The organism is Catellatospora sp. TT07R-123 (assembly GCF_018327705.1).
Classification (GTDB): Bacteria; Actinomycetota; Actinomycetes; order Mycobacteriales; family Micromonosporaceae; genus Catellatospora.
The window spans coordinates 2,249,974-2,267,640 of the sequence record NZ_BNEM01000002.1; the positions used below are offsets into that span (position 1 = coordinate 2,249,974).

Genomic DNA, 17,667 nt, shown 5'->3' on the forward strand with positions numbered 1-17,667 from the left:
CTTGGCCGGCGGCCGGGACGCGAGCGGGCCGGGACCGCTGTTCAGCGCAGCCAGGACGCCTCCGTGAGGGCCGCCGAGGCGGCCTGCTCGTAGACCGCCGCCGCCAGCCAGGCGCGGGCGAAGGCGGCGCCGTCGTCCCCGGTCACCCGGCCGAACGTGTCGCGCGGCCGGTGCCGGGCCGTCCCGGTCAGCTCACCCAGCAGGTGGGCGCCCAGGTCCAGCCGGGCCCGGCGCAGCGCCCGCTCCTGCGACTCGGCCAGCGCCTGCACCGCCCGGCCGCCGGTCACCACCCGTTCCAGATGGCGCCGCAGCAGGCGCAGCGCGGGGTCGCCGGTCGCCTCGGCCCGCCGCACCGGCGGCGTCGCGTCCGGCGCCGAGCCGGACAGGTGGCTGCGGTGCAGGCGGTCGAACCCCAGGTCGGCGTGGCCGCCCCAGGCGGGTGGCAGGCGCAGGCCGCTGTCGCCGCCGGGGTCGCCGACCGCCAGCGCCGCCACATGGCCCTGCCGGGTCGGGTCGGGGCGGCCCACCAGCAGCAGCTCCACCCCGGCCACGCCGCCGAGCACGGTCAGATTCTCCTGGTACGGCAGCACCGGCTCGTCGTCGGCGACGGTCAACCGCAGCAGGGTGCCCTCGGCGGTGGCCGCCAGGACCGTGCCGCCGTCGCGGCCGAGCAGCCGTACTGCGACGAACAGCAGGTCCGAACCGACCTGGCGCTGCACCACGGGCACGGTCAGCGCCGCGAACGCCCGCCGCAGCTGGTCGGCCAGCGGCTGCGCCCACAGCCGCGACAGCGGCTCCTGCGTCCAGGCCGCGCCCGCCGCGCGCACCGCCTTGACCGAGCGGCCCGCGCCGAGCTGGCCGGTCTCGGTGGCGGTGCCACCGGACACGATCAGCCCGGCCCGGGTCAGCTCGCGGTGGGTCAGACCCGCCTCGCCCAGCGCCACGGTCGCGTCGGCGGCCGCGGCGGCGCGGGCGGCCCCGCCCGGGAACAGGTCCGCGGTCAGCCACAGGCGGCCGTCGCGGTCGGCCACGTACGTCACCGTCCCCGCGTAGCCGGTGTCGGCGACGACGGGGACCGTGCACAGGCCGTAGAGGCGCAGGCCCTGCTGGGGGTCGTAGCCGCGGCGGGCCGCGCCCAGCAGCGGGGCGGCCGCGGCGGCGGGCAGGTCCGGCTCGCGCAGCCGGGCCGTGACGGTGAGCAGCTCGCACAGGTCGTCGGTCAGCTCGGCCAGGCGGAACTGGGGCTGTGCCTGGGCCGCGGCCTGCATCCCGTTCGCGGTACGCAGGCCCGCCGCGGCGGCGCGGTGCAGCCCCTGGGCACGGCACTCGTGCACGGCTCGCAGCAGCCCGGACCGCAGCACGACCCCGCTGCCGGACAGCCCCGCGTCGAGCACGGCCACGGCCGCCCGCCACAGCCCGTCGGCCGCCGCCCGCTGCCGCTGCGTCAACCGCCCCCCGCCCGCACCCGCGTCCCCCGCACCGCCCGTGGCGCTCGCGCCCGCACCGCCCGCGCCTACGCCGCTCGGCTGCACTTTCGGGGAAACTGCTGGAATCTTGGCCGACTTTCGTGCAGTTTCCCCGAAAGTGCCGTGATCTTGGGCGCTCGCGTCCGGAGTGGACGCGTCGGGAGCGCCCGTGTCCGGGGTGGATGCGCCCGGAGTGCCCGTGCCCGGGGTGGATGCGTCGGGAGTGCCCGGGGGCGGGGTGGACAGGTCGGGGACGGGTGCGGCGGGGGTGCTGCCGTCGTGGATGGGGGCCAGGGCCAGGACCGCGGTGCGGTGCAGGCACTGCGGGGCGAGCAGGCAGCTGCATACGGCCTGGTCGGCGGTGCGGACCGCGCCGTCGGGAGCGGTCAGCGTGACGACGGTGTCCTCGTCGGGGCGGACGGTGCAGCCGTCGGCGGTCGCCGCCACCGGCCACGCGGCGGCCTTGGCGACCGCGTCGTCGACGCGTTTGCGCAGGCGGGCGGGGAGCGCGTCCAGGGCTTCAGCCAGGACGGCCGGGTCCACCGGGGGCAGGGTCGCGGTCACGAGCTCACCTGCTCCCCCACCCAGCGGGCCAGCTCCAGCGGGCTCAGCGCCGCGACCGGCATCCCGGCCGCGACGAGCTGGCCCGCCGCCGACACCGAGTATCGCGGCCGCCCGGCGTCATCGAGGCTGGCGCAGCCGAGCACGGTCGCCCCCGACTCCACCAGCGCGCGGACCTCGGCCAGCACCCCGGACATGCCGTACCCCTCCTCGAAGTCGCTGATCAGCACCACGAGCGTGCGCGACGGCACGGTCACCAGCGACCGGGCGTGGCGCAGCCCGGCGGCGATGTGGGTGCCGCCGCCGACGCGCACCTCCAGCAGCAGGCTGAGCGGGTCGTCGACGCGGTCGGTCAGGTCGACGACCTCGGTGGAGAACGCCACGAAGTGGGTGCTGAGCGCGGGCACCCCGGCCAGCACCGACGCGGTCAGCGCCGACCAGATCACCGACTCCTCCATCGAGCCGGACACGTCCACGACCAGCACCAGCCGCCAGTCGACGCCGCGGCGGGCCCGGCTGCGGAACACCGGCCGCTCCGGCACCACGACCACGGTGCCGTGCTCGTCGCGGCGGCTGGTGGCGAGGTTCGCGCGCAGCGTACGGGCCAGGTCCAGCCGGCCGCCGGGACGGCGGGTGGGGCGGGGCGTGGTGAGCCCGTTGAGGGCGGGCCGCAGCGTGGTGGCCAGCTGCCGGGTCAGCTCCTCGACGAGCTTGGCCACCAGCGGCCGCAGTTTTGCCAGCAGACCCTCCGGCAGGCCACCGGCCAGCGACAGCACGTCGCGCAGCAGCCCGATCGAGGGGCGGACCGCGTCCGGGTCCAGCGCGAGCGCGGCCTCGATCCGGCCGGACTCGACCGCACGGGCCAGCACCTCTTCGCGTACGCCGGGGCCGAACAGGGCGGCGAGCTCCTCCGACCATTCGCGTACGCCGGGGAACGGGGCTTCGCGCCCGGCCCGCCCGGCGGCGTCGGCGCGAGCGCCCTCGCCCTTTCCGGCGCCGTAGAGCTCGTCGAGGGCGGTGGCGTACCGCCGCGCCCCCGCCGAGCAGGCGCCACCATCCCGCCCGAGGATCAGCCGCCACCGGTCGGCCGGCACCAGCCGCCGCGCCCCTGCTCCGTCTCCGTCCTCCGCACCGGCACCGGCACCGGCACTGGCGTCGGCGTCGGCGTCGGCGTCGGCCGGGGCATCGTGCAGTTTCGGGGAAAGTGCAGCAATCACGGTCGGCTTTCGTGCAGTTTCCCCGAAACTGCCGGAACCCGCGTCCGGCTCGGCGACGAGCGACGCCGCGGCGTCCGCGGCATCCACGGTGGACGGGGTGGACGGGGTGGACGGGGTGGACGGGGTGGACGGGGACGGGGTGGGCGGAGTGTCGGAGGGTAGTAGGCCGAGGGCGGCCAGGGCCGCGCGGCCCGCTTCGTCGGCCAGTAGGCGCAGCAGTAGCGCGTCCGGGTCGGGCACGTCGTCGACGCGGACCCGGTCGCCGAGCCGCTCGTCGACGACGGCGAGCAGCCGGTCGCGGGCGGCCGGGCTGGCGGCGTGGAAGCCGCCCCGCAGCGCGGGCAGGCGGCTGAGGAACGCCTCGTCGGGCAGCCGCTCGACCCGCTCCAGCAGCCCGTCGAGCACCGGAACGGCAGCGGCCAGCAGCGGCTCGGCGACCACCAGCAGGCCGGTGAGCTGCCCGACCAGGTCGCGGCGGGACTCGTCGGTGGTCGCGGCGTCCACCCAGGACGCCACGCGGACGCCGTACTCGGCGGCGGGGCGGTGGCCGAGCAGCACCTGGACCGCTCCGGCGGCGGCGGCCAGCAGCGGGGTGCCGTCGGCGGCGAGCCGGGCCAGCGCGTCGGACAGGCGCAGCAGCGACCCGGCCCGGTCGGCGCGCTGCGCCAGCGCGGCCAGGGCGCGCGCGTCGGCCGGGTCGGTGGAGCCCGCCAGGCCGTCGACCTGGGCCACAGCGGCGGCCTCGATCGCCTCGGCGGCGGCCGCCAGCGGCACGGGGTCGGGCTGAGGCAGGCCCGGCACGTGGCCCGACCGGAGCCGGTCGAGCAGGGCCAGGGCGTCCAGCGCCTCGGTGAGCGAGCCCTCGCCGGGCACGACTGCGGCCAGCTCGGCGAGCCGGGCTTCGGCCAGGGCGGGCAGGGCGCACACCGCGGCGTCATGCAGCCCGGCGACGACCTGCGCGGCGGTGGGGCCGCCCCCGTCGCGTTCGCGGCGGCGCCGGTCGGCCAGGGCGCCTTCGGCCGCCTGGGCCAGGGTCACCCCGCGTAGCCCCGCCATCTCGACGGTGGCGTCGGTGACGGCGGTCCACTGCAACCGCCAGCGGGTGGTCACCGTGTCGGCGCCCCCCGCGGCCTCGCCCGTCACCTCCTCGGCGTACGCGATGCCGCAGGCTGCCATGCGCCGCAGCGCGATCTCGCGGCGGGCGTCCAGGTCGGAACGCAGCGGGTCCAGCCGCAGGTCCTTGGCGGCCTCGCCGGGGCCGGGCAGGCGCAGCGCCGCGAGCAGGTCGCCCACGGCGGGGCCGAGGCCGGAGCGCGGGGTGCCGGGGGCCAGGCGGCCGCGCCGCTCGCCGACCAGCACGTGCTCCATCGCCGCAGCCACGACGCGGCCCCGCCCGAGCACCTCGCCGTGGGCGAGCACGCTGGTCAGCGCCTCGATCAGCTCGCCCCGGCCGGGTGCGGGCAGCCCGCGCAGCCGGGCCAGGTCGAGGGCGAGCCGGGCGGCCTCGCGGGATTCGGCCGGGCCGGCCGGGTGACCGGCGGCGCGGACCCGGGCGCTGACCGCGACCAGTGCCGCGACGGCGGCCGACTCGATCCTGGCCGGGTCTCCGGCGGCGGTGAGCACGTCCTGCTGCCACTGCGGGTCGCGGATGCCCGCCGGGTAGCCGGAGCGGGCGTCGAGCAGCCCGAACGTGTACGGCACCAGCGACGTCACCACCGCCTGCCCCGACCCGCCCCCGGCGACGGCGTCGGCCGTCGTGGTCAGCGCCGGGGCGTGGAACGCGCCGACCAGCATCGCCACCCGCTGCCCGGCGTGGGCGGCGAGGACGGCGCGCATGTGCGCCTCCCGGCGCAGGTCCAGGCCGGACACGCCGGTGCCCCGGGCCGCGTCGCGGCGCAGCGCCCAGCCGACCAGCAGCGCGGCGCGGCGTACCGACTCGGCGTCGGCGCCGGGCGCGCGCGCCTCGACCACCCGGTCCCACATGTCCTCGTCGGACCGCCCGGTCGCGGTCTCCTTCAGCACCTCGGCTAGGACCGGCCCGGTGGACGCGACCTGTTCGGGGCGCGGGCCGGACGGCTCGTGCCAGGTGCGGTCGGCCAGGGGCAGGTCGCAGGGGACGACCGGGACGCCGTTGCGGGCGGCCCAGCGGATCGCGACCAGTTCCGGCGAGAAGTCGGCGAACGGGTAGAACGCCGGGCCGCGGTCGCCGACGATGCCCGCCAGCGCCACCGGCGCGGTGGTCGCCGGGTCGGCCAGCCAGGGCAGCCACTCCCCCAGCTCCGGCGGCAGCTCCAGCAGCAGCGTCTGCGGCGCGGCCCGGTCCAGCAGGTCGGGCAGCACGACCGCGAGCGCGGGCGAGTGGTGCCGCACCCCGATCAGGTACGGCTCGCGGCATCCGGCCAGCTCGGCGGCGGCCACGGCCGGATCGTCGTGGGCGGTGCCGGGCGCGTGGGCGCCCGGCACCGTCTGCTCAGTTGTCGAGCTCATCGCGCAGTTCCCACAGGCGGCGCCACAGCCGGGCGCCGTCCTCGGCGCGGCGGCGCACCGCCCCGTCCCAGTAGCCGAGCAGCTTGCCGCCGTCGGCCGGGTCGTCCTTGCGTACGACGCCGAGCAGGTGCCCCGGCAGCAGCGACAGCACGTCCCGGTCGCCCGGGAAGTACGCCGCGGCCAGGCCCAGCGACGTGGCCACGGCCACCGCCTCGGCGGTGCTCATGACGGTCGACGGCTTGGGCACGTCCCAGCCTTCGGTCGAGCGGCCCTGGCGCAGGTCCCGGAACGCCGTGACCAGTGCCTCCAGCACCGCCTCGTCCACCTCGAACGGCGCCTTGACCCGCTCCAGCGCCGCGCGGGCCTGCCGGGCGACCAGCGCGGTCTCCTGGGCCAGGTCAGCGATCGGCCCGACGGTCTCGAAGTTGAACCGCCGCTTGAGCGCCGCCGACATCTCCGACACGCCCCGGTCGCGCTGGTTCGCGGTGGCGATCAGCGTGAACCCGGGTGCGGCCGGGACGGTGGCCCCGGCGGTGCCCGCCAGCTCCGGCACGGCGATGCGCCGGTCGGACAGCAGCGACACCAGCGCGTCCTGCACCTCGGGCAGGCAGCGGGTGATCTCCTCGACCCGGGCGACCGCGCCGGAGCGCATCGCGGTGAGGACCGGCGAGGGCACCAGCGCCTCGCTGCTGGGGCCGTGCGCCAGCAGCAGGGCGTAGTTCCAGCCGTAGCGCAGCTGGTCCTCGGTGGTGCCCGCGGTGCCCTGCACGGTCAGCTCGCTGGTGCCGCAGACCGCGGCGGCCAGCAGCTCCGACAGCATCGACTTGGCGGTGCCGGGCTCGCCGACCAGCAGCAGGCCCCGCTCCCCGGCGAGGGTGACGACGCACCGCTCGACCAGGGCCCGCTCGCCGACGAACTTCGCCGGGACGGTGAGCTTGGCCGGCAGGCCGTCGCGACGGTCCTCCTTGGCCAGTTCCAGCTCGCGGCCGTCGCTGCCGGTGATGAAGGTGACCACGGCGCGCGGGGTGAGCCGCCAGCCGGGCGGGCGCGGCCCGCCGTCGTACGCGGCCAGGAACGCCAGCTCCTCGGCGTGCCGGTGCTCGGCCGGGTCGACCTGCCGAGCCGTTGTCGTGGTGGTGGTCATCGGCGCCTCTCGGTGACGAGTTCATCGAATCGGGGTGCGTCGCCCTGGCGGACCCGGGCCCACGCGAGGTCGAACAGCTGCGGGGCGGGCGCGACCGGCAGCACCACACCGAGCACGACCGGACCCTGCGCGCCGCCGATCAGCAGCCCGTACTTCCAGGTCTCCAGCGGCAGGTGCGGGGCCTTGAGCGCGAGCCACCCGCCGGGCAGGAACAGCGACCGTCCGGCGCGGGGCCGCTTGGCCTCCACGATCAGGTCGGAGGCGGCCAGGGCGGCGCGGGCCGCCTTGAGCCGGGCGGGCTTCCAGCCGGTCCACGCCGCGACGTTGCGGTCGGTGGGGTCCGGCAGGGCCAGCAGTTGCAGGTACAGCGCGGCGGCGTCGGCGGGCAGGCCGGTGGCCTGGGCGACCTCGGCGACCAGCTCGGGGGCCGAGCGGGACGGGTCCTGGGCGAAGCCGTCGGCGTCGGGCACGGGGTAGCCGACCAGCTTCTCGATCTGGTCGCCGAGCACCGCGCGCAGGCTGGCGACCAGCGCGCTGACGCCGCTGACCTGGGCGAGCAGGACGGTCAGCGCCGGGTCGCCCGCGCCGTCGAGCAGGCCGGTGCGCAGGTGCGCGTGCCGCCAGTCGCCGCCGGGAGGGAACACCAGCGCGCCCGCCTGGACGCCGTCGGGGCCCTCGCTCGGGGTGGCGCCCACGGCGCGGGCCAGGCCGTCGATGTCCTTGGCGGCGATGTGCCCGGCGTGGATGACCAGCTTGGGGTCGCGCAGCCGGCCCCGCAGCAGCTCCAGCACCCGGGGCAGCCCGTCGCGCAGCGGGTCGGCGGCGGGCAGGTGGTAGACCAGCCAGGGCAGCGCCTTGGCCAGCGCCACGATCAGGTCGTCGGGGTCGATCCCGTCGGCCTTGCCGTGCAGCCAGCGGCAGGTGTCGGGGTTGGCGATGCCGTGCAGCAGCTCGGTGGCCGCGACGCTGCCGGAGGCGTTGGAGTTGTTCAGCGCCACGATCAGCTCGTCGCGCACCGGGCGGCGTACGCCGTGCCGCTCGGTCCATTCCGCGACCACCCGGTCGACGGCCGGGCCGGTGGCCCACAGCGCGGCCGGGTCTTCGGGCAGCATCAGCGACAGCATCCGCACCGTCTCGTCGCGGTGCTGCCAGCGGCGGGCCGCGACGGTCAGCGCGTCGGCGTCGACGCCGCCGAGCTGCTCGCGCAGCGGCTGGTTCTCGGCCCGGTCCCACTGGCGCCGGGGCAGGGCCGCCAGCAGCAGCGTCGCCTCGGCGTGGGACATGCCGGCCCGCTGCGACAGGTCGCCGGGGGCCTCGGCCCGCCACGGCGCGGGGCCGTGCTGGGCCAGCGCCGCCAGGAACGCCTCGACCGAGGCCGGGTCGGCCCCGGTGAGGTCGAAGCGCATCTCCTCGTCGATGGTGTGGCCCGGCAGCGCCCCGAACACCCCGTCGGGGGCGTGGTCGAGCAGGGTCAGCTCGCGGTCGTCGGTGTCGACCGTGAGCACGAGCTGCCGCCGCCCGCCCAGGGTCAGCACCTGCCCCGCCACAGCGGTGACCGGCGCGTCGGAGGTGACGTCGATGCGGCGCAGCGCGCTGCCCGGCGCGGTCAGGCCGCTGCGTGCGGCGGCGCCCAGCAGGTCGGCCAGGGCTTCGCGCTGCCCGTCGGGGATGAACGGGCTGGCGGCGCGGGCCATGGCCGGTCGCAGCAGGCCGAAGCTGTCGATCCAGTCGATGTCGCCCGGGAAGGCGACCCGCTCGGCCGGCACCTCGGCGGCGGTCAGCGCGGCCCCGGCCGCCTCCAGCAGCCGGACGGCGCTGTCGCCACGCCGGTAGCAGTAGCGGATCAGCCCGGACAGCACCTCGGCGAGCTCGTTGTCGCCGACTCCGGCGGGCGTCACCGGCGCGGCTGCCTGCTGCCGGACCCGGCCGGCCAGGGTCTCGCCCAGCCGGTGCTGGCGCAGGGCCAGCGCGGCCGCGCGCAGCACCACCCCGCCCACGCCCGCGCGCAGCGCCGGGTCGGTGACCTCGGGCAGCAGCGGGGCGATCAGGTCGGGCAGCTGCTCGGCGGCGGCCGTGGTGAAGCCGCCGTTCTCGGAGACGGTCCGCGCGGCGGCCATCAGTGCGGCGGCACGCTCGTCGGACAGGGTCCGCAGCGCCGCCGATCCGGCCTCGTCGCGCGGGCGCAGGTGGTGCCAGAACTCGGCGGGCGGCACCAGCACGGTGCCCCGGGCGTAGGGGGAGGCGCCCCAGCCGCGCTGGTACTCGCCCAGGGCGGTGCCGTCGGCGCCGTACAGCCGCAGCGTGCTGCGGCGGTAGCTGTCCTCGTCGGTCAGGCCGCACACCGGCCCGCCGGGCAGGCGCAGCGCCCCGACCAGGTGGCCGGTGCCCTTGTCCTTGGGCAGCGTGTACGCGGTCCCGTCGACCGACTCGCCGACGCGGGTGCCGTCGGCCCGCTCCCGGACGCGCCAGCCGACCAGGCCGTCGCGGGCGCCCAGCGGGCTGCCGGCCGGGCCGGGGTGCAGGCGGCAGGAGTGCAGCTGAAGCGGCTCGCCGTCGACGGCGCCGTCCTCCAGGAACGCGGGCAGGCTGGCCCGGCCCGCCTCACCGGTGGCCGGGTCGAACTCGCGCAGCTCGTGGCGTTCGCTGCGCCACCGCCACACCCAGTAGGCCGAGCCGTCGCTGAGCACGGGGCCGCCCCGGCGCTCGGACCGGTCGCCGACGTGCAGCGGCCGGCCGCCCAGGGTGCGGCCACCGCCGGGCAGGGGCAGCGAGAGGCCGTTGGACAGGTCAAACGCCTCGTCGGGGACGGTGAACACGTCGTCGGGCGTGCCGCTCCAGTAGCCGCGCCGCTCGGCCCCGGCGTCCCAGCAGACCAGCAGCTGGCCGTCGACCCAGCGGAACACCTGGCGCCACTGGTAACGGCGCTCGTCGGCGGGGATGCGCAGGAGGTGCTCGTACTCGACGCGGTCGGGGCCGACGACCTGGACCAGGTCGCCGACGCGCACGATCAGGTGCGGCCACTGCTCGACCACCGTGGTCTCGTCGACCTTCACGCCGTCGAAGCGGTGCACCGCCTGTTCCAGCGCGGGCCAGCCGAACTCGTCCAGCACGCCCGCGCGCAGGGTGCGGGCGAGCACCGCGGCGACGTCGTGCTCGATCACGGTACGGGCCGCGTCGGCGTGCACGGCCAGGCCCTCGGGAGTGTCCAGCCGCTCCAGCCGGTCCAGGTGGCCGCCGAGGGTGGGCAGGCCGTGGTCGCCGACCTCGCGGGCCAGGTTCTCCAGCCAGACCCGGACGGCGGTGCGCAGGCCCTCGACCGACAGGACGTTGCGGATGCGGTCGGCGCTGACGCCTCGTCCCAGGTAGTCCTCCACGCCGCTGACCAGCTCGTCCAGGAAGCGGCCGTCCCCGGCCAGCGCGACCAGGTCGCGGCGGCCCTCGGTGCTGTCCTGGAGCCAGTGCCCGACGTCGTAGCGGGCGTCATCGTGCGGCTCGGTGAGCGGCACGCCCAGCGCCAGGCAGGCGTCGACGAGGTCCAGGTCGACCTGTCCGTAGCGGCGGCACAGCGCCGTCGGCACGCCGTCGGCCTTGAGCCGGGGGGCCATCTGCTCCAGCAGCGCCAGCAGGTGCGGGCTGCGCTTGTGGTCGCGCCAGGAGCGGTTGTTGCGGTGGGCGTCGAAGCGCTGGAGCCAGCCCGCCGGGCCGTCGGGCGAGGCGGCGCCGGGGGCGACGCGGTCGGCGGGCTCGGTCAGCGCGGGCAGTGCACCCGCCTCGCCGAGCAGGGCCAGCCAGGTGTCGTCGGTGCAGTTCTTCGGGAAGATGCCCAGCAGGCGGCCCCGGATCGCGGGGTCGGCGGCGGCCAGGCCGGCCAGCGGCGCCCGGTAGGCGGCCCAGAACTGCTCCGGGGCGCCGATGGTCGCGGGGGCGCCGAACAGGTCGCGCAGCACCTGCTCATCGGCCGCGGCCTGGTCGAGTTTGGCGGCCTTGGCCAGGCGGCGCAGGTCGGTGTGCATCGCAGCGTACGGCGGCAGCCCGCCCAGGGTCCGCTCCACGCACAGCCGCCGGAACCGCTCGTAGGCGTCGGCGGGGGTGCACCGGGCGGCCAGGTCGCGGGCGTGGCCGGTCAGCGCCTTCACGGTCAGCGCACCGGCCAGCGCGAACTCCAGGAACACCGCGTGCTGGCGTTCCTCGTCGATGGCCAGGCCGTACGCCCGCTCGGCGTCGCGGGCCTTGCCGAACATGCTCGCCGCGTACGAGGTGCTGTCCCCGGCCAGGAACGCCCGGCCCGCCTCCTCGTAGAACGTGGGCAGGAAGTGCGGCACCGAGCGGGCCAGCCGCTCGCCGAGGGCGTCGAACCCCTCCTTGGCCGCGCCGGTGCGCGACTTGGCGATGCGCGCGAGCCGCTCGATCTCCTTGACCAGCGCCAGCGCGTGGTGGCCGTTGGCGGGGTCGTGCACGAGCGCCCAGGCCGGGAAGCCCAGCGCCTGCTGGCGGACCACGCCGACCGGCTCGGTCGACTCCGGCTTGTCGAAGCCGAGGAACTCCATGCTCAGGTCCTCGGCCGCGCCGAGGGTGGCCGGGACCAGCCGCACGATGGTGCGCTCGCCCAGCACCGGGTGCCGGTAGCGGCGCGCGCTCAGCGCGTCGACGGTGTCGTCCTTGGCCACGGCGGTGCCGGCGGGCAGCACCGCACCGGCCTCCAGCAGGACCTTCGTCTGCTCGCTCACTCGTCCTCACCCTCCTCCTGCTTCACCACGCGCCCGGCGTACAGGGCCGCGGCCATCCGGATGCCTTCCGACCAGGCGACCGGCCCGACGTCGGCCAGGGGCAGCCCGGCGCCGTCGCGGTCGGTGAAGACCAGGTCACCGGTCTCCGCCTCGTAGTACGGGTCGTCGGCGCCGACCCAGGTCCGCGCCTCGACGACGCGGCCGCCCTCGAACACCCGGCAGACGGCGTTGCCGCCGCGCACCGGGTAGCCGAGCTTGGTGGCGCGCGAGGTCAGGTGGCGCAGCTGCTCGTAGCGGCCGCCCGAATACTCCTCGACCCTGGTCGCGGCCGGGTCCTGCGTCGCCGGGCGGACGTGGATCTGGCGGAACAGCTGGTCCACCGACTGCTGCACACCCAGGTCGGCGGCGAACTCGCGCAGGTCGTCCAGGTCGCTCAGGGTCACCGGGTGCGGGATGAGCACCCGCGCGGCCTCGCGGCGCACCGTGTCGCCGTCGAGCGTGACCACGCCGATCCGCCCGGGCTCCGCGGCGCGCAGGAAGCCGACCTCGTCGGGGTCCCAGCCGCCGTCGTCGTCGAGCACCGCCACGACCAGGTCCGTCAGCGCGGTCCGCCAGCTCTCGTCGGGCCACACCTCGGCCAGCACCTCGACCGGCACGGGCAGCGAGCGGACCATCCAGCGCTCGATGTCGGTGCGGCACTGGGACTCGTGACGGCCCAGCCACTCGGTGAGCTGCCGCAGCCCGACCACGACCGGGTCGTCGCGCAGCGCGGCGGGCACGGAGCGCAGTTCGCGCCCCTTGGCGTTGCGGGCGACGAGCGTCGATTCCCGCAGAGTGACCTCATAGCCACCCGATGCGGTCAGCCATCCCATGTGGACGGCCCCCTTCCTGTCGAGGACACCGGAGGCTAAACCACCGCGGTGACACTTCCCCCGGCCGCGGGTGTACATCCGGTGCGACCTGCGGCGCCGCAACTGGTTCGGTCGGGCGCTTGCTGCGGTTAGCACCAGGACGCGGCAGAATCGGACGTAAGATCTGATCAGGCGTACGACGCGCAGGAGCACCGCGAGGCGTGGGCTGCCGCCCGCCGCCGAGCTCGCCGGAAAGAGGGCGACGATGCTGAAGCAGCCGGACGAGGCCGCGGCCTCCCGCACCACGACCAGCGCGCGGGCCGGCGAGTCCGCGCCCGTCTCGCGGCGTCCCGCCGCCCGAGCGTCGGCGGAGTACCGTCGGAGCCCGAGGCGGAAGAAGGGGTCGCGCATGAAGAGCCGGGCACTGGTGCTGGGCGGCGGCGGGATCACCGGAATCGCCTGGGAGCTGGGCATTCTGGCCGGACTGGCCGAGGCCGGGCTTGACCTCAGCGACGCCGACCTGCTGATCGGCACCTCGGCCGGTTCCGTGGTCGCGTCGCTGTTCACCGGGCGCACGCCGATCGAGGAGCGCTACGCCACCCAGCTGGAGGACCCGGCCGACGAGGTCGCCGACCGCCTGAGCACCTGGATGCTGCTGGGGTACGGCTGGGCGATGCTGCGCAGCCGCCAGCCGGAGCAGTACCGGGCCCGGCTGGGCGCGCTGGCGTTCGCCAACGCCCGGATGACCCCCGACGAGCGGCGCGCGGTGATCGCCTCGCGCCTGCCCGACCTCGACTGGCCCGAGCGGCCGCTGATGATCACCGCCAGCGACGCGCACACCGGCGAGTTCGTGGTGTTCGACCGCGACAGCGGGGTGCCGCTGCTGGACGCGGTGACCGCGAGCTGCGCGGTGCCCGGGGTGTGGCCGCCCGCGCAGATCAACGGGCGCAGCTTCATCGACGGCGGCATGCGGTCGGCCACCAACGCCGACCTGGCCGCCGGATACGAGCGGGTCGTCATCGTGGCGCCGGTGACCGTCGGCGGCGGGCTGGTCTCCAGCGCCGCCCGGCACGCCGTCGACCTGCGCGCCGAGGGGGCGCAGGTGAGCCTGGTGAGCCCGGACCGCAGCGCCCGGACGGCGATCGGCCGCAACATGCTCGACCCCGCCAAGCGGGCGGTGTCGGCGCTGGCCGGTCGGGCGCAGGCCGCGACGATCATCGCGGAGGTGGCCGCCGTCTGGGGCCGGTGACCGATCCGAAGGTCCGGTGAAATCAGCCGGACGCCGAGGGCAGCCGGTCTGAACTGCGCGTACAGCGGTGACTTCGCTTGTTTTCGCAGGTGAACCCCGTCCGAACACGACGTAGCCAAACGCCGCTGGGGCCGCTATGCTTCTGCGTAACGCTCGGCTTGGCGACTTCCCCCGTGGTTGCCAAGACGAGCGTTCTTATTTGTGCAACATCGGATCGGTGATGATCGCGGTCTGCGGTCAGAATCGCGCGTTCCAGCACATCTTCTGACCGCAGAGCGCGATCACCCCGCCCTCAGCCTCACCCCGCCGGAACCGGCTCCGGCCCCGCGGCGGGTGGCGCGGCCGGTGGCTCGGCGGCGGCCGACTCCGTGCGCGGCCGGCCGAACCGCAGGTACAGCACCGGGACGATGAGCAGGTTGAGCAGCGTCGAGGTCAGCAGGCCGCCGATGATGACGACCGCCATCGGGTGCTCGATCTCGTGTCCGGGCACGTCGCCGAGGACCACCAGCGGCACCAGTGCCAGGCCGGTCGCCAGCGTGGTCATCAGGATCGGCGACAGCCGGTCCAGCGAGCCCCGCAGCACCAGGTCCTTGCCGAAGGGCCGGCCCTCGAACCGTTCCAGGTGCTGGTAGTGGCTGATCAGCAGGATGCCGTTGCGGGCGGCGATGCCGAGCACGGTGAGCAGGCCCACCAGCGAGCCGAGCGAGATGGTGCGGTCACTGAAGAAGTACGCCGCGAGCACGCCGCCGACCAGTGCCGACGGCAGGGTCAGGAACGACATGACCGCCAGCCGCCAGCTCTCGAACGACAGCCGCAGCAGGATCAGGATCAGCAGCGCCGCCCCGAGGCCGAACCACAGGATGCGCTGGGCCGCGGCCTGGCGCTCGGCGTACTCGCCGAGCAGTTCGGCGTGGTAGCCGCGGTCGAACTGCACGTTGCCGATTTTGGTGTCTAGGTCCTGGACGACCGCGCCGAGGTCGCGGCCCTCGACGTTGGCACCGACGTCGATGTAGCGCTGGGTGCCGTCGTGCAGGATCACGTTGGGCGTGGACTTGACCTCGACCTTGGCCACGTCGCCGAGGCGCACGTGCCCGCCGTTCGGGGTGTCGATCGGCAGGTTCTCGATGTCGGCGACGGAGTCGCGGGTGGCGGGCGTGCTCCATACCACGATGTCGTAGGCCTTGCCGTCGCGGAAGATGTCGCCGACCTCCTCGCCGGCCATCAGCGTCGCCGAGGCGCGCCGTACGTCGCCCGGTTTGACACCGAACTTCTCGGCCTTGGCCAGGTCGACGGTGACCTCGACCTGCGGCACGTCCACCTCCAGGTCGACGTGCCGGTCGACGGTGCCCGGGGTGTCGGCCATCAGCTGCTGGATCTGCTCGGCCTTGGCCCGCAGCTGGTCCAGGTCCTCGCCGTAGATGCGCACCACGATGGCGTCGCCGGAGCCGGTCAGCACCTCGTCGGTGCGTTCCCGCAGGTACGTGTACACGTTGTGCATCAGGCCGGGGTAGTTCTTGCCGACGGCCTCGATCTTGGCGATGGTCTCGTCGTAGTCGGCGGACGGGTCGATGCTGATCCACAGCTCGCCGAAGTTGACGCCCGCCGTCTCGTCGCCCAGGTACGCCATGCCGATGTGCGCGCCGAACGTCTGCACGCCGGGCACCTGGCGCAGCTCCTTGGAGACGTTCTGGATCATCCGGATCTCCTCGTCGTTGGACGATCCGGGCGCGGTGATGAAGTGCATGAAGACGTTGCGCTCCTTGAACGCCGGCAGCAGCGACTGGCCCAGGCCGGGCAGCGCGGCCAGGCCGAACAGCAGCACCACGCCGGTGGCCGCGAACGCGACGAACGGCTTGCGGATGATCCGGTCGAGCACCCGGCCGTAGGCGGGCTTGAGCCAGCGCACGACCGGCGACTCCCGGCGGTCCAGCGGGGCACGCGAGAGCAGCAGCAGGGCCAGGGCCGGCGTCACGGTCAGCGCCACCACCAGCGAGGCGAGCACCGCCAGGGTGTACGACAGCGCCAGCGGCCGGAAGAACGCCCCGGTGAGCCCGCCCAGGAAGAAGATCGGCACCGCCGCCGCGACGATGATCATCGTGGCGTACACGATCGGGCTCCGCACCTCCAGGGACGCGTCCAGGATGATCGACGCGGTGGAGCGGTCCGAGCCCTCGGCCCGCGCCTGGCGCAGCCGTCTCATGATGTTCTCGATGTCGATGATCGCGTCGTCGACGACCACGCCGACGGCGATCACCAACCCGGCTAAGACCATGGTGTTGATCGTGGCGCCGCGATAGTAGAGCACCAGGCCCGCGGCCACGATGGACAGCGGGATCGCGACCAGGCTGATCAGCGCGGTACGCCACTCGAACAGGAACAGCGCCAGCACCAGCACCACGAACAGGCAGCCCAGCAGCAGCGCGCGGGAGAGGTTGTCCACCGCCGTCTCGATGAACGAGGCGGGCCGGAAGATGGCCGGGTCGACCTTGATGCCGGTCAGGCCCGGCTCCAGCGTCTTGAGCGCCTGCTCGACACCCTTGGTGACGTCGATGGTGTTGGCCCAGGGCAGCTTCTCCACGATCAGCATCACGCCGGGCTGACCCTGGATCACCGCGTCACCGATCAGCGGCTGGTGGCCCTCGACCACGTCGGCCACCTCGCCCAGGCGCAGCGGCGCCTGCCCGTCGCGGGACACGGTCACCTTGGCCAGGTCGGCCGCGGTGCGGATGGGCAGCACGTGCCGTACGCCGATGGTCTGGTTGGGGGTGTTGACCTGGCCGTCGGTGCCGATCACCGCGCCGTTGGAGAACTGGAGCAGCCCCACCTCCAGCGCGTCGGCGGTCTCGGTCATCACCTGGTCCAGCGAGACGCTGTGCGCCTGCATCCGCTTCGGGTCGACCTGCACCTGGAGCATCTGGAGCTGCTCGCCCCAGATCGCCACGTTCGCGACGCCAGGCACCTCCAGCAGCTTCGCCCGGATCGTCCAGTACGAGATCATCGACATCTCGATGATGGACCGGCTGTCCGAGGTGAGCCCGATCTTCATGACCCGGCCCATGGACGACACGGGCTGGAGCATGACCGGCGGCGCCGCCCAGGTCGGCAGCGTCGGGGTCACCGAGACCATCCGCTCCGACACGAGCTGGCGGGCGGTGAACAGGTCGGTGCCCGGCTTGAACAGCAGCTCGATCGAGGACAGCTGCGCCAGCGACTTGGACCGCATCGTCTCCAGGCCCTCGACGCCGTTGAGCGCGTTCTCCATCGGCACCGTGACCAGCGACTCGACCTCACCCGCCGACAGGCCCAGGCACGCGGTCTGGATCTCCACGCGGGGCGGGGCGAACTCGGGGAACACGTCGACCGGCATCTTGCGCAGCTGGACGAAGCCCAGCGCCATCATGCCGGCGGCCAGCGCCACCACCAGGATGCGGAACTTCAGGCTCGTCGCGACGATCCAGCGCATCATGACCGGTCACCCCTCCCCGCCGTCACTCTTCCTCGACCCCGACCTCGGTGCCGTAGAGCTCGTCGACGCCCTGCACCACCACCTGGGTGCCGGCCTTCGGCCCCGCCGACAGCACGACGGTGTCGCCCGCGACGGTCTCCACGGTCACGGGCTGGCGCAGGTACACCCGGTCGCCGACGACGGCGTAGGCCCAGGTCGCGCCGGTCGGGTCGTAGAAGAGCGCCTTATACGGGATGGTGAGCTTCTGCTTGCTGCCGTATTTGGCCATGGCCACCGGGGCGGTGACGATGCCCAGGTGCTCGACCGCGTCCGGCTGGAGCGTCACCCGGCTCAGGTCGGTGCCCTCGACCGGCTCGGCCACCCCGGACGTGTCGTTCTGGGTGTCGACGATGTCCGACAGCGGCGGGTACGAGCTGCCCAGCATCGCCGCCAGCCCCACGCCGACGGCCACCGCCACCAGGGCGCCCAGGCCCCACTTGAGCCACCTGTTGCCCGACAT

General features: G+C 75.1%; 8 protein-coding genes. 1 reads left to right on the forward strand and 7 read right to left on the reverse strand.

The window, feature by feature from the left end:
- Positions 1-41: 41 nt before the first annotated feature.
- The 5 genes from Cs7R123_RS30095 to Cs7R123_RS30115 are packed head-to-tail and all read right to left on the reverse strand — an operon-like array spanning position 42 to position 12,474.
- Positions 42-2,030 carry a hypothetical protein gene (locus Cs7R123_RS30095; protein WP_212831419.1) on the reverse strand — a complete coding sequence of 663 codons (1,989 nt, stop codon included), beginning with the start codon at positions 2,028-2,030 and terminating at the stop codon, positions 42-44.
- A complete protein-coding gene (locus Cs7R123_RS40435) occupies positions 2,027-5,731 on the reverse strand; it encodes a DUF5682 family protein (RefSeq protein WP_244872233.1) in 3,705 nt (1,234 codons plus the stop codon). The genes Cs7R123_RS30095 and Cs7R123_RS40435 overlap by 4 nt, the downstream gene beginning before the upstream one ends.
- Positions 5,715-6,875, reverse strand: a complete 1,161-nt coding sequence (locus Cs7R123_RS30105) for an AAA family ATPase (RefSeq protein WP_212831421.1) — start codon at positions 6,873-6,875, stop codon at positions 5,715-5,717. The genes Cs7R123_RS40435 and Cs7R123_RS30105 overlap by 17 nt, the downstream gene beginning before the upstream one ends.
- Positions 6,872-11,602 carry a hypothetical protein gene (locus Cs7R123_RS30110; protein ID WP_212831422.1) on the reverse strand — a complete coding sequence of 1,577 codons (4,731 nt, stop codon included), beginning with the start codon at positions 11,600-11,602 and terminating at the stop codon, positions 6,872-6,874. Before Cs7R123_RS30110 ends, Cs7R123_RS30105 begins: the two co-directional genes overlap by 4 nt.
- On the reverse strand, positions 11,599-12,474 hold the full coding sequence (locus Cs7R123_RS30115; protein WP_212831424.1) for a DUF4132 domain-containing protein: 876 nt from the start codon (positions 12,472-12,474) through the stop codon (positions 11,599-11,601). Before Cs7R123_RS30115 ends, Cs7R123_RS30110 begins: the two co-directional genes overlap by 4 nt.
- Before the next feature lie 388 nt (positions 12,475-12,862).
- On the opposite strand from Cs7R123_RS30115, the gene Cs7R123_RS30120 reads away from it, so the two are divergent.
- Complete coding sequence (locus Cs7R123_RS30120) at positions 12,863-13,702, forward strand: patatin-like phospholipase family protein (protein ID WP_212831425.1); 840 nt, start codon at positions 12,863-12,865, stop codon at positions 13,700-13,702.
- Between the two features lie 298 nt (positions 13,703-14,000).
- Here Cs7R123_RS30120 and Cs7R123_RS30125 read toward each other — a convergent pair whose 3' ends face one another.
- Both Cs7R123_RS30125 and Cs7R123_RS30130 read right to left on the reverse strand, forming a co-directional pair.
- A complete protein-coding gene (locus Cs7R123_RS30125; RefSeq protein WP_212831427.1) occupies positions 14,001-17,168 on the reverse strand; it encodes an efflux RND transporter permease subunit in 3,168 nt (1,055 codons plus the stop codon).
- Between the two features lie 22 nt (positions 17,169-17,190).
- Positions 17,191-17,667 carry a hypothetical protein gene (locus Cs7R123_RS30130; RefSeq protein ID WP_212831429.1) on the reverse strand — a complete coding sequence of 159 codons (477 nt, stop codon included), beginning with the start codon at positions 17,665-17,667 and terminating at the stop codon, positions 17,191-17,193.